The organism is Undibacterium sp. Ren11W, assembly GCF_049340485.1.
Lineage (GTDB): Bacteria > Pseudomonadota > Gammaproteobacteria > Burkholderiales > Burkholderiaceae_D > Undibacterium.
Map to the genome: position 1 here is coordinate 1,303,048 of NZ_JBMPPB010000001.1, position 14,151 is coordinate 1,317,198.

General features: G+C 50.2%; 10 protein-coding genes. 3 read left to right on the forward strand and 7 right to left on the reverse strand.

The features are described 5' to 3' along the window. Positions 1–35: 35 nt before the first annotated feature. The 5 genes from ACO0K8_RS05815 to ACO0K8_RS05835 form a co-directional block, all read right to left on the reverse strand. Positions 36–635: a hypothetical protein gene (locus ACO0K8_RS05815; protein ID WP_422945671.1), complete on the reverse strand. Its 600-nt coding sequence runs from the start codon at positions 633–635 to the stop codon at positions 36–38. A gap of 485 nt (positions 636–1,120) precedes the next feature. Next, the gene (locus tag ACO0K8_RS05820) at positions 1,121–1,852 is read right to left on the reverse strand and encodes a transposase (protein WP_422945672.1); all 732 of its coding nucleotides are present in this window, start codon (positions 1,850–1,852) and stop codon (positions 1,121–1,123) included. 53 nt (positions 1,853–1,905) lie between these two features. After that, entirely contained in the window at positions 1,906–4,056 is a 2,151-nt protein-coding gene (locus tag ACO0K8_RS05825) for a hypothetical protein (protein ID WP_422945673.1), read from the reverse strand. 165 nt (positions 4,057–4,221) lie between these two features. Continuing rightward, positions 4,222–5,661 carry an HlyD family type I secretion periplasmic adaptor subunit gene (locus ACO0K8_RS05830; protein WP_422945674.1) on the reverse strand — a complete coding sequence of 480 codons (1,440 nt, stop codon included), beginning with the start codon at positions 5,659–5,661 and terminating at the stop codon, positions 4,222–4,224. Between the two features lie 29 nt (positions 5,662–5,690). Continuing rightward, positions 5,691–7,841: a peptidase domain-containing ABC transporter gene (locus ACO0K8_RS05835; protein WP_422945675.1), complete on the reverse strand. Its 2,151-nt coding sequence runs from the start codon at positions 7,839–7,841 to the stop codon at positions 5,691–5,693. 679 nt (positions 7,842–8,520) lie between these two features. Between ACO0K8_RS05835 and ACO0K8_RS05840 the strand changes: the two genes are divergently transcribed. Together ACO0K8_RS05840 and ACO0K8_RS05845 are read left to right on the forward strand one after the other, a co-directional pair. Beyond that, entirely contained in the window at positions 8,521–8,943 is a 423-nt protein-coding gene (locus ACO0K8_RS05840) for a hypothetical protein (protein WP_422945676.1), read from the forward strand. Positions 8,944–9,156: 213 nt separating this feature from the next. Beyond that, on the forward strand, positions 9,157–10,281 hold the full coding sequence (locus ACO0K8_RS05845) for a Fic family protein (protein ID WP_422945677.1): 1,125 nt from the start codon (positions 9,157–9,159) through the stop codon (positions 10,279–10,281). Positions 10,282–10,809: 528 nt separating this feature from the next. Here ACO0K8_RS05845 and ACO0K8_RS05850 read toward each other — a convergent pair. Both ACO0K8_RS05850 and ACO0K8_RS05855 read right to left on the reverse strand, forming a co-directional pair. Next, positions 10,810–11,025: a hypothetical protein gene (locus ACO0K8_RS05850; RefSeq protein ID WP_422945678.1), complete on the reverse strand. Its 216-nt coding sequence runs from the start codon at positions 11,023–11,025 to the stop codon at positions 10,810–10,812. Between the two features lie 23 nt (positions 11,026–11,048). Further along, positions 11,049–11,465 (reverse strand): DUF2384 domain-containing protein, encoded by a 417-nt coding sequence (locus ACO0K8_RS05855; RefSeq protein ID WP_422945679.1) that lies wholly within the window; start codon positions 11,463–11,465, stop codon positions 11,049–11,051. Between the two features lie 489 nt (positions 11,466–11,954). On the opposite strand from ACO0K8_RS05855, the gene ACO0K8_RS05860 reads away from it, so the two are divergent. Next, complete coding sequence (locus ACO0K8_RS05860; RefSeq protein ID WP_422945680.1) at positions 11,955–14,150, forward strand: type VI secretion system Vgr family protein; 2,196 nt, start codon at positions 11,955–11,957, stop codon at positions 14,148–14,150. Position 14,151 lies beyond the last annotated feature (1 nt).

Sequence of the window (14,151 nt, forward strand, 5' to 3'; positions counted from 1 at the left end):
TCTCTAAGTTGGTCAATTTTAAATGGATAATTATTTCAGCAACCTGTGGACCAGTGATCTACGATTTTTATATATTCGTCAGCAGTTCGTGGGTCACTCATACGCTCACGTTTAGTCGCCAACGTATGCAACGGCAGTTCCTTTTTGTTACTAATTCTCGTTAATACGTTGGCCGCCCTGCCGATATGAAGTGGAGAAAACGGGACGGATAACCACTGCCCATTGCGCAACCTAAATTCGGCATAGGGCAATTTTGGACGTCCTAATTGGTACCAAGCCTCACAGGAATAAAACGTCGTAACGACAAACCATTCTTTAGTTTGGCTATCTTGATCGAACAAGATAGGAATCAAGCCTGCATCTGATTGCCACATCGGTGGGTTATCTGCGCGAACTGGTTTGATGATGACCATACTATTAAATTTTGCTTCCCAACCGCCAGGCCCGCCTAGTTCACTGAAAGCTTCCGTCTTGAAGGCACGGGCAACTTGAATGATCTCGCCAGAGGCAAGCTGCACCTCTTCTTTAAAACGCAAACTGTTGTCACGTAATAAGTAGTACGCTGCTAGAGCTAGCGTTACCGCAACAAGCGACAATAAAAATTTGCTACGTGTCTTCATAGGTGTCGTGCTCATGCTGATTTCCTTTTCAGTGTAATTACATAATCTTTATCGTTAGCTGTAATCAAACGGGGCAGCTTAACAATACCTTTTCCTGCATTCAAATCCATATCAGTCTCCAAACCAAAGGGGGCCAAACCAACGCAAACCATGATAGGTTCCTGAATTCGGAAACCAAAGGCGAAACCAACGAACCAAAGGGCAGCATCGCATTCCGCTTGAAAGCACCAGCACTCAAATTCATTTAAACCTCCATACAATTAAAGTTAAAATCCAAAATCCGTTTGCGCATCTTTTACGACCGATTCAGTTACAAGTTTCGCTGGCCTTCCGCGCTTAGTTTGCGTTCGCCTTACTCCGCTAGCCACACTCATCGCCTCTTTAAATTTTTCACTTCCGACCGAATCTGACCCAAAGGGGTCTGACCCAAAGGGGTCAGCATCGCATTCCGTTTGACAGCACCAGCACTCAAATTCATTTAAACCTCCATACAATTAAAGTTAAAATCCAAAATCCGTTTGCGCATCTTTTACGATCGATTCAGCTACAAGCTTCGCTGGCCTTCCGCGCTTAGTTTGCGTTCGCCTTACTCCGCTAGCCACACTCATCGCTTCTTTAAATTTTTCACTTCCCACTGCTTGTCCTTGCTGTAATGCGAGTCGCAAATCGCTGATGGCTGCGTCATCTAGTTGTGCTCTGAATAAATCCCGGTAGGCTGCTTGCCGTCCATCTGCCTCTCTTCCTAACGCCAGATACTGCTGATGCGGATGCAATCTCGTATCGCGCTGTCCTAAAGCGTGATGCCGGTAGCTGGACCATCTGTAGTGCCCAGGGTCTTCCACCATGTTGGCTCTGACAGGATTGAGTTCTATGTAACGCTGACAGAGTAAAAAATAGTCTTCGGTTTGCACCAGGCTGGATTTAAAACGTCCCTCCCATAAAGTGCCGCTGCGCTTATAAAAACGATTCACATATTGCACATAGCGTCGCCCCACCGATTGCATCAGTTTGGCTAATCCATCCGGTGTCGCTGGCGTAACAAGCAGATGCACATGGTTAGTCATGAGGACATAGGCGTGCACCTGACAACGCCAATCGACAGCTGCCTTAAATAACCAATGGAGATAACACTGATAATCTTCATCGGCAAAAAAGCAGGCCTCTCGATTAACGCCTCGTTGTACAAGATGCTGCGGAATTCCCGCTAATTTAATGCGTGGGCGACGTGGCATGGTTTAGTTTTAGATTTGATTGGGAAAAGAATGCGAGGCTGACCCCTTTGGTTTTAAGGCAAGGTCAGTTTGAGTATTGCGTTACCACTGGTTAGCGCAAGTGTTTTTGGCCCCAACATGACTAGACTGTGAACCTTATCAAGTAGCCCCAATCTACCCAATTTATTGCCAGAGAGACCCGCTACACCCGCTACGGTGGTGAGCATGCCAGACGGCGTTAACTTACGTATGGTGTGATGGACAAAAAAATATACATTCTCTTGCTCGTCAACTACCAGCCTGTCTGGTGGGGCGGTATAACCGTTGTTATCCGCATTGAGAAATACATCGGCGTAATTTCCTAGGGTCGTCACTAGCCCGGCTGGGCTAATTTTACGGATGAAATTATCATCAATCACATACAAATTATCTAATTTGTCTATCGCCATACTCCTGATCATTTCAAAACACACCTCACGACCTATGCCATCTTTGTTCCCTTCCATCCGACGGCTGAAGCTATCTTCGCAACCTGCAACAGTACTGACCACACCCGTGGTGTCGATCTTGCGGATTTTCTCGTTTGAATTGGTATAAAGATTGCCCGCTCTATCTATCACCAAGCGCGCGGGACGATGAAATTTGGCCAATGTGCCTATGCCATCCACATCGCCTTTTTTTCCAACAGTGCCAGCGATGGTAGTCACTTCACCAGCCTTGCTAATTTTACGGATCACATGATTATCCATATCAGCAACAAAGAGATCGTCTTTGGAGTTCAGCGCAACCTCTGCCATTGCATAGAACTTCGCCGATAGGGCAGTGCCGTCTCTATGCTCGACTTCCTTGTCATCCGTGGTACCGGCTATCGTACTGACGACACCGTTAGCATCGATCTTTCGCACAAGACCATTTTCTCTGTCAGCGACATATAAATTACCTTGTTTATCCCTTGCGAGGCCGATGGGATTATTAAAGCGCGCTGCCGCACCGACGCCGTCCGTTTTACCTGTTTTTTCTGATTGCCCGGCAATCGTCATGACATCGCCTTGCGCAGTAATCTTACGGATGAACTGATCGTCGGTAAGATATAAATTTCCAGCCTGATCAAAGGTCACATTGCCAGCCGCGTTAAAACTTGCTGTGGCTCCAGGGCCATCTCTGTATCGATCTTGGTACGCAATGTCTTCCTGCCCGCCCAGCACCGTTACTACGCCATCTTTATCGATCTTGTTGAGGACGCGCATGCTAGAGACATAAAGGTTACCGTTTTTATCAATTGCAATGCCATCTGGGCTGGATATTTTCGTCAAGGAAAAAGAGCCCGTGCTATCTGCTGTAGGAGTGAGCTTTAAGCTAGTGACTACACCGTCAGGAGTAATGCGGCGTATGGCGTCATTGCTACCATCAGCCACATACAAAATACCATTGGCGTCTACCGTCACACCCTTGGCATAACCAAAGCGCGCCTTTGAACCTGTCGCATCGACATACTCACTTCTGCCCGGTCTACCTGCGAGGGTAGTGACAATACCGTTTGGCGTGATCTTACGGACGCAGTAGTTAGCGGCATCCGTCACATAAACATCGCCTTGCGCATTCACGGTAATGCCAATTGGGCGACGGAAGCGAGCAACAGAGCCTGTGCCATCCGCCCACCCCAGCATACCGGCAGTACCAGCCAGTGTGGTGACCATGCCCGACGAACTGATTTTGCGCACGGTGTAATTGGCAGAATCGGTAACGTAAAGCGCACCTTTGGCGTCGATAACGATACCAGTCGGAAAGTTGAATCGCGCGTCTAATGCAAGTCCATCCGCACTACCAGGGTTGCCGGCTTTGCCTGCAATGGTGGTAACTACTCCTTTAGGTGTGATTTTACGGATAGTGTGATTGGGCGAATCGGCTACATACAAATTACCTGCAACGTCTGAAGTGATGCCTTTAGGATTGACCCCTACTCCAGGACTTTGTGCTAACCCGAATTGCGCATTCAAGCCGATACCGTCATCTGCGCCTGGCCCATCTATGCTTCCCGCGATCAGACTCAATACGCCAGGCGCAACAACTGGCACTTCTTTTGGCACTATCTTGGCAATACCGTCTGCGTTACTCTGGCCTGAAAATAAACTTAAACATAAGATCAGAGCTAAAGGAACACCAACCAAAGGGTTCAGCAAGCCTTCATTTTTCACCGTCAAAATACCAATTAATTTATTTTTCATTTTCCCGTTTCCATTCATCACTCAACAAAATAGACATCTCGTTTACTTCCTTCAAATCCCAAAACACACCTAGCCCAGCGCGCATATTCCATGCGGTTCTCCAGCCACTCTGGCCTGGAAGGCGCATGGGCTATGCGCGCTGGGCCAGGTGCTTTTTTATTTTCATCAACGCTCGCGCCCCGCCTCACTAACTGCTTTCTGCACTGGCGAGAGCAGGTATTCCAGTACGGTGCGTTTTCCCTGATTAATCTCGGCCACCACTTGCATGCCGGGTGCGATCAAGAGTTTGTTGCCTTGTGCGTCTAACAGGGTTTGATGGTCTAGCTGTATGCGCGCTTTGTAGGTGGCGATACTGGTCGCTGGGTTGCTGTTGTCGGTGGTGCCGCTGTTGGCGTTGTTGGCATTGCTGTTGGGCGGATTGCCCTTGTTGAGTTCGGTGGCGTCGGCGCTCAGGTGGGTCAGTTTGCCGGTCAGCATGCCGTAGCGCTGGAACGGGTAGGTGGCGAGCTTAATCTGTACTTTTTGGCCGATCTGGGTAAAGCCTACGTCTTCATTCTTGATGTTGACGTCGGCATATAAGAGCTCGTCTTTCGGCACCAGGGTCATGACTACGCTGCCCGGTTGGACTACCGCGCCCACCGTTGTCGTTGCCAAGTCTTTGATGATGCCGTCTTGCGGGGCTTTGAGTTCCATCAAGCCTTCTTTGTACTGGCTTTTGTCTAAAGACGGTTGCAGTTGCGCGATCTTTTGGCGGATATCGGCTAGCTCTTTTTGTAGCTCGGACTGGTAATTGCTGCGGATCTGGCTGAGCTTTTTTTGTTGCGCCAGAATGGTGGCATTGAGGGCGGCCACGCTCGCTTGTTGGGCATCGAGATCCTTGCCTTTTTCTATGGCGTCGCGCTGCTTTTCTGCAGCGGCCAGATTGCCGAAGAAGCCTTCTTTCTCTAGCTTGCCATAGGCGTCGGCGGTCTTTTTGTAGCTGGGCAGGGTTTGCTCTAGTTTGCTGAGAATTTCTGTCGCGCTTTTACGCTCGTGTTCGGCTTTTTGTAGCAGGGCCTGTTCTTGCTCCAGACTGTCCTGCATGGCTTTGCGGTGCGCCAGATATTGGTTGTGGATTTGGCCAAACAGAATAGCGTCGTCAGCGGCTTTGCCTAGCATGGGTTGCTCGCTCAGTTCGGCGCTGACACGGCGCTCTTGCATGCGCTGCGCTTGCAGATCGTTGCTGATGCCGGTCTTGTCGGCACTGGCGACGGTGGTATCTAACTTGGCCAAGACCTGGCCTGCTTTGACGCTATCGCCTTCATTCACGAGTAATTCTTTAACGACCCCGGCCTCGGCCGGTTGCACGATCTTGACTAAGGTTTGCGGCACTAACTTACCTTCGGCAGTGGCGATGATGTCTAGCTTGCCGAGCGCGGCCCAGATGATCATGATGAATACCAAGATAGAGACTGACCACAGCACGATACGGCCAGTCTGGCTGGGCGGATTGTTTTGTATCAGCTGCAAAGGGTCATGCCAGCGACTGGGTGGGCGTAGCGGGATGACTTGGGCGGTGGCTTGCGGTGGTGTTGCGTTTGTGTGGTTTGGGCTTGTTTGGGTCATAGCGTTTGCTTTTTTGTTTTTCTTATTTCTTATGCGGCGGTCACAGCCGGTGCCAAGGCCACGCGTTGTGCGCCGTTTTGCCCTAGGCGGTAAATTGCATCTACCTGCAAGCCTTTTGGTAAGCCGTGTGTGATGAACAGCATGGTGACCTTGCCGCGTAAGCTATTGATGGTGTGGGCGAAGTGCTCGGCCGTGGCTGCATCTAAGGCGCTGGTGGCTTCGTCGAAGACTAAGATGCTGGGGCGCTTGAGCAAGGCGCGGGCAATCGCGATGCGCTGCTTTTGCCCACCAGAGAGGCCGGCACCGCGTTCGCCGATTTCGGTCTGGTAGCCTTGCGGCAGTGCTTCTATGGCGCTGTGGATCTCGGCCATCTTGCAGGCGGTAGTGATTTGCTCAAAGCTGGCGTCGGGGCTGGCCATTTGCAGATTGTCGTAGATGGTGCCGGAGAACAGCGTGGTCTCTTGCGGCACCACACCGAAGTAGCTGCGTAACTCATTGGCGCTCAGATAGCGGATATCAACCCCGTCGATCAAGATGCGACCGGCGCTGGGCTGGTAAAAGCCTTGCAGCAGTTTAGCCAGCGTGCTTTTACCGCAACCGGACGGCCCCATGATGCCTATGGTCTGCCCTGGCTGTATCGCCAAGCTGAGGTTTTCATAAACTAGCGGCAGGTGTTCGGCATATTTGAAGGCGATGTTATCGATCTCGATGTTGCCGACTTTTTTGGTGTCGCGGGTCGGTATCAGGGAATAAGGTTCTACCGGCGCATTCATCAAGTCGCCCAAGCGGTCTACCGAGAGACTGGCTTGCTGGAATTGCTGCCATAGCCCGACTAACCTGAGCATAGGTTGCGACAGGCGGCCAGAGAACATCTGAAAGGCGACCAGCATACCGATAGTAAATTCTGTGCTGTGCATGACGGTGTAGGCACCAATCGCTAAAATCAGCAGCGTCATGATTTGCTCTAGCAGATTCGAGACCGTGTTATAGGTATTGGCCAGTTGTTTGGTCGAAAAACCGGCTTTGAGATAACTGGCCAGATAGCCGCTGTATTTGCTATTGAGCTGGGGTTCTAGTTGCAAGGATTTGACGGTTTCCAGGCCGACTATATATTCAGTCAAAAACGCCTGATTGCGCGCGCCCAGTTGAAACTGTTGCTGCAACAGAGTCTGAAACAAGGGGGCGACGATGGCGCTGAGCGTAACGATCACCGCCAGTATCGCCAACACGATCAGAGTCAAGGTCACGCTGTAGTAAAACATAATGGCGACAAAGATCAGCAGAAAGGGTAAATCTAAGATCAAGGTGACGGCGGCACTGGCGATGAATTCGCGTATGGTTTCTACCCCGTGCATGCGGGCGGCGATAACGCCGGTAGAGCGGTGCTGAAAATACAAAGGCGGAAGTTTAAACAGACGTTCAAACACGGCCGAGCCGAGTACCGCATCAACCCGGTTGCCGGTATGCAGTACCAGATACTGACGCAACCACGACAGACCCGCCGAGAAGATCATGAAAACCAGCATACCGATCGCAATCACGATCAGGGTGCTTTGGGTACGGTGCACCACCACTTTGTCGATAATCGCCTGGGTAAACAAAGGCGTGGCGAGAGCGATCAGTTGGATGACCAGGGAGGCCAACAAGATTTCTTGCCAGAGCTTTTTGTACTTGAGTAATTCCGGGATGAACCAGCTAAAGCCAAAGCGCCGTGCTTGCTGTTCTTGCTGGGCGCTGTCGGCATCCAGACCGGGATCAGCCAGCGGCGTGACGCGGGTGATCTGGCCGGTGTAACGCAGGTTTAATTCGGCCAGCGTAATGGTGCGCGGCGTGGTATCGGTATTTTCTACTACCAGCACATGCACGCCATCGGCTTGCAGGATCAGCGCCGGCGCTAATTGCTCTGGTGCGATGGTGAGTTGTTCAGTCTCTTGCGCGGGTGCCTGTACTTTTAACCAGACCAGTAGCGGAAAAGCTTCTTTATGCAACTTGGTGCTCTTGCATGGCCGGGTCTGCGCACTAAGACCATAGTTTGTCAGCGCAGTAACCAGAGAGTGATTGGTATAAGGGGCAGCGAGTTGTTGCTGGGCTAGTTCGACGGAGAAAGGCTTACGATGCAGCGCGCACAGGCCTTGCAATGCCCAGAAAAAGGCATTGTTATTGAGTTCTTGATGGGTCATTAAGTGGATTGCGGTAGAGAAATTAATTGGTTTTGCGGCAATGTTGACATATTATCAGTTTTGATAATATTTTTGTCAGCATTTTGTGGGGTCTTGCTCACGTTGACGTGCAACCAAAATTGACCTTTGATCATTTTTCAATGCGGGTCAACAGCAGAGGCATGTGTGTAGAGTCTTTGTTTGCACCTGGAATAGTTTGATCCATCCATTAAATTGTTTTGATCTACAATCAGACTATGAGATCGCTCCAACAGAAAAACGACATCCAATAAACCCCGAAAATGTGTCCTCCATCCTTCTGCGAGGAATCGCCTTGTATCGCGAATCTAACGGTGGACGAACAGATTTCAATAAATTGATATGGGGATTAGGTTTGATTGGTTGCGGATCTATCGCCTTACGCGACACGCACAAATGCGTATTTTGCCCGCGTAGAACGCTGCCCAGAAATCGATTTTGCGCGGACCACAGCCAAGCGGACGCGAGTGACGTTGGGAGAACAAAATCAAAACAAGCATCGAACTACCGAGTCGGAAAGAGAGCCTATGACATTGCGCAAAGATTAGGATTCGTTGATGGCCCCGTGGCCCAAGCTTACGGTTATTAGATAGGTATAGGTAAAGTACGTATCAATGCCTCTGCTGCCAATATAGAACAGATCCTAAAGGTCGCAGAAATTATGCTTCCGACTTATTTTACGTGGGATGAGCTAGTAATTTGGATGCTGCGAGAGGCTTTAAAAAAATCGCCACATGTCCAAGAGTTATTTGGCGGGATGCAAATTTTTAACTCGACGTATATCGACATGGTGGATGCCATCCGAGAAAAATTAAATTTGTTTGAAACCGGTGACGGCATGCTCTCATATAGGGTTCTATGTTTTGAAAAATGGTTGGAATGTGAGGCGCAAGCGCAGCCTGGCGTCCGCGGCGTAGGCGGACTTTCAACACAGCGTATAAAAGAAGCTATTACCTTAGCGAATATAGGAAACAATAGAAAGCAGATCGAGGAAACACTAGGGGTTGCACCGTCGACCATCACGCTTTGGACAAAAAAGAGCAACGTATTAGCTCATTTGTTAAACCAAAAACCCATCAAATAGCTCATCCAAAAGAAAAGGTCGGCCATAAGGCCGACCTTTCACGATTTTATAGCCTCAACTATCACGGCAAAAATCTCAGTTATCGCGACAAATATCTCAGCTTCTGTGGCACTTTAAGCTAACGCACTCCTTGCGGTGAATCTTATTCTTTATCACCGCATTGGATGCGGTAAATAACTTGCGCATGCGGAGAATGCGGCTCATAATCTCCGCATGAATAGCGGTGATTACAAATACATCTGGCAGGACAAAGACTGGCCGAACTGGCATTTTGATCTTGCAGCACTGGCTCAACCAATGGCCGAGGTCAGTCGCGCCCAAGGTTTATTGATCGGGCGTCTGACTGATGTCGGCATGGCGTTAAGAGATCAGGCCTGCCTGGCCGCGCTAACCGAGGAGGTCGTCAAAACCAGCGAAATCGAGGGCGAGACCCTCAGCGTAGAATCGGTGCGATCATCCATCGCCCGACGCTTAGGCGTGGACATCGGCGCTCTCGCCCCATTGGATAGACATGTCGAGGGCGTGGTTGAAATGGTGCTCGATGCCACCGTAAACTGCCAACTGCCGGTGACCAGGCAGCGCTTGTTCGGCTGGCATGCCGCGCTGTTTCCAACCGGGTACTCAGGTTTATCCAAACTCAATGTCGCCACTTGGCGTAACGATGCCAACGGCCCCATGCAAGTCGTATCTGGCCCCATCGGTCGCCAGCGTGTGCATTTCGAGGCGCCGCCTGCAGACCATTTGGAAGCCGAAACTCACCGATTTCTTCACTGGCTCAACGACACGCAGAACGAGTCGCCCCTTATCAAGGCTGGAATTGGTCACCTGTGGTTCGTTACCTTGCACCCATTTGAAGACGGAAACGGTCGTATTGCCCGTGCCATCGGTGATTTGCTACTGGCACGGGCAGACGGTAGCCCGCAGCGTTTTTACAGCCTGTCAGCGCAGATTCAGCGGGAACGCTCGGCCTACTACGACATACTAGAACGGACACAGAAACGGTCTATGGATGTTACCGAGTGGTTGGCTTGGTTCATAGAAACCCTGCACCGTGCCGTCAATCATGCGCAGCACACGCTCGACGCAGTGTTGGTTAAAACAAGGTTTTGGCAACAATGGGCGAGCACGCCATTGAACGAGCGTCAGGTAAAGCTGCTCAACAAATTGCTTGATGGCTTCGAAGGCAAGCTCACCAGCAGCAAGTGGGCAGCCATCGCTAAGTGTTCACCCGACACTGCCCTACGTGACATCACCGACTTACTGGTACGTGGCGTGCTGCGCAAGACCGATGCAGGCGGACGTAGTAGCAGCTATGAATTGAACGACTTACCCCGGTAGTCTCGATTTCGGGAATTTTGATTGATCAAGCACTGAATAGCCTACTCGATAGCTAGAAGACGCACCAACAAATACCCATTTAAAAGTTACTTACCGGCCCAATCCTGAACCTCGTTTTGCACTAAAAAAGCGTTTAATATCAATTTTTTAGCCACCGTTACGGATGGAAAGTTACATTTAATTTTTCACTGTATATTAAACGCTGCACCGATAAGAGCCACATGTAAAATAGCTCAAAGCAACTTTAAGCCGCTGCAGTTGAAGCCGGTGTATGAGGCAATTTGCGAATTGATGACGCCGCCCGAATCTGAGCCAGTGAAGAAACGTTCGATAGGATTTGTAGAACATGACGAGAAACCGGGCAAACCGTGAGCGGCTAAAACAAAAAAATAAACCTCCTTTTTAGCCGCTAAAAATAGAAGCCACCGGGATACCGGAGGGAGTGGCTTTCTTATTTTATAAAACAAAAAGTGATTGAGCATTCAAAAATAAAGCAACGACGACCTTTTGATTCTTTCAGCCGAATAACTAAATAAGTTCACTTGGTTTCAAATCTGGATGCTGTTCATAAATCGGATTCATTACATCCAAAAGCATCACTGTCATGATTTCGCTCATAGCATCACGGTATTTATTAAATTCAATGTCAGAACAATTGTTCATCACAAGAGTAATTGACTGGTTAAATTTCCCGCTACATTCCAACATCAATTCGTTAATTTTCTCGGCGATTTCTTTATTCATAGCTATTCCTGCGGGGGGGGGGATCATCCGGTGTATCCGGACTGGAGCGACTGGATGTACTTGATGAGGGCTTCCGTGTGTTTTTCTGAAACCAGGTCCTGCGGCGTCTTGTAGTCGAAAGTCGGCAGCGGATGATTCTTGAACCAGTAGATCGCCTTTTCGATGCTGCCGGAAGTATCGGCAGCAGCGCGCATCACTCGCACCGATTCACGCAGGTGCGACTGGATGGTCTCGGTGTCCGGCGCCAGTCTGATGGTGTTCCTGTGAACGTGTGCCTGCGCCGCGAGGGTCTGCATATCTATCCTAAAAACAAGTCCGAATCGTTTTGGAGAAATCGATGGGCTCGCCTCGGAATTGAGGAAATTCATGAGCCCGTCAAAGTTTCGATCAAATACGGGAACTGCCTCGCCGGTTGGGACGGTCATTTCTGCGGTAGCCATGTCTACTCCTATATGCACATTGTATGCACTATTTTTGGAATTATTTAACCTCGCAATGCAGGCACCAGCGAGGGAGAATATCGGCCGCATCGCCTATTCTCCCAAAGATGAGCTGCGGCAATAACCAGTTAAGGCGCGTCCAGATCCGTTCGGGGTTTAGTCGACTCCTACATTCGGTGGTATAAAGAAAAGCGCATCTAGAATTCCCTTCCTTCGCCCAGCCCCCAAGAGCGAAGAGATAGTCTCGGTATTGCGACATAAACCAGTCTAAGTTTTGGTCAGCCCCCTCATAATCAATTTTCATTGCGCATCTACGTTGACGCAGAGCAATTACGCGCTGGAGAAGGTAAATTACATATAGTAACAATTTAACCATTTAAAAACAAATTTACATGCAATAATAGCAATCTTTGTTTTTACATTGGCCTCTTAATATTGAGCAACACGCTCCTGGTGCACGGTGTAAATTCGCCTCGATCGCTATTGACCATGAGCACTTCACTCGACGCCGTTCTCGCCACTCTCTTTACCTCCCGTCAAACCAATCGTCTGTTGCGTCTGTCTTTTCCCAAGAAAGACGGCCCCAAGGCCTTGATGGTGGTCAACCGGCTTGATGCCAGTGAAGGCGTGTCGCGTGATTTTAAATTTACCGTCGAAGTGATCTCGAATGATCCCGGCATCGCACTTAAACAAGTACAGGGTAAGCTGGTTAGCATAGAGTTGACGCGCGAAGACGGTAGCCTGCGCTATTTTTCTGGCTATGTGTTTGAGTTTCGCTTAGTCAAAGCCGATGGCGGTCAGGTGTATTACGAGATGGTGTTACTTCCTTGGTTGGCGTATTGCCGTCTGCGTCGCGACAACTATTTATTCCACGATAAAACCCTGTTAGACCAGACCGAAGAGATCTTTGGCGATTACCCGGTCAGAGATAGCGAACTGCGCATCAGCAACGATCCGGCGTTTACCGACGCCATGCAGTTTGACGAAACTGACTACAATTATTTGCACCGCCGCTGGGAGCAGCAAGGCTGGTTTTACTGGTATGAGCACAGGGCCGACGGCCACACCTTAATCCTCTCGGACGATTCCACCCAGGCCGCACCGATTGATGGTTTTAAGTCGGAGATCCCTTTTCAGCGCGCCGCCGGGTCACAAGAAGACGACGCCATCGGAGACTGGAGCCCGGTACGCCATATTGTGCCGGGCAGTGTCGCCTTATCCAGCTTTGACTTTAAAAATCCTAACCCCAAGCATGCCAGCCTGCCTAGTAGTAACGTGCAAGGCGAGGTGCTTGAATTAGAATCTTACGAATACAGTGGCGGTTTCGGTTTTAAGGATGCCGCCGATGGCGATGCCCAATCGCGTCTGCGGATGGAAGAGATCGAAGCCAGAGGCAAGCACTTTGAAGGCAGCGGCAATGACCGCACCGCCCAACCGGGGCGTTGGTTTAAGCTCACCAATCACTTCGACAGCGGCGTCCAGGGCAGCGATGACAATGCCGATACCTTCCTGATTCTGGAAGTACGCCACAGCGCCAGTAATAACTACCAGATGGACAGCGCCACCCCGGCCCACTACAGCAATCATCTTAGCTGCATCCGCAAGATCATCCCGTATCGCCCGGGGCGCGGCTTTAACAGCACTGAGCCCAAAATTTACGGTCTGCAAACTGCCTTGGTTACGGGCCCCGCCGGAGAAGAAATCCACACCGACGAATACGGCCGCGTGCGCGTGCAGTTTCACTGGGACAGGGTCGGCAGCTATAACGAAAAAAGTTCGGCCTGGATACGCGTGGCCACCGCCTGGTCTGGCCCAAGTTTTGGGATGACCTCGATCCCGCGGGTAGGCACCGAAGTGATCGTGCAGTTTTTAGATGGTAACCCAGACCGTCCGTTGATCACCGGCATGGTACCCAACGCGGCCACCAAACCGGCCTGGGATTTACCGGCCAACAAGACCCAAAGCGGTATTCTCAGCAGATCAAGCCCGGGCGGCAGCTACAGCAACGCCAACGCCATCCGCTTCGAAGACAAGATGGGCAAGGAGCAGCTCTGGCTGCATGCAGAAAAAGACCAGCTCACCGAAGTCGAACATGATGAAGACAAATGGGTCGGCAACGACAGACGCAAGACCGTCGATCACGACGAGACCAACCACATCAAGCATGACCGTACCGAAACGGTAGACAACGACGAAACCATCACGGTACACAACAACCGCAAAGAACGCGTTGATCATAACGAGACCATCAGCATCGGGGACAATCGTACCGAGGATGTGGGTAAGAACGAGACGATTAGCATAGGCGCGAATCGCACCAAGACGATAGCTAAAAACGAGAAAGACAGCATAGGTAAAAACTGGTCGATCAACGTCGCCCGCATGAAAACCGAAACCATAGGCATGGCCTACATGCAAAACGTCGGCATGGGCCGGATGGAAAACGTCGGTATGGGGTATAGCCTGAATGTCGGCTTGATCATGTCGACGATTGTGGGGATGAATCAGATCACCAAGGTAGGGCAAAAAATATCAGTCACTGCGGGTGAGGAATTATCCATCACAGTGGGTAAAGCGAGCCTAGTGATGAAAGCGGACGGCACTGTCATTATTAATGGCAGCAAATTTAATTTTGAAGCGACTGGGCCGGTACAAATCAGCGGCAAAGATGTCGATATCAATTAAA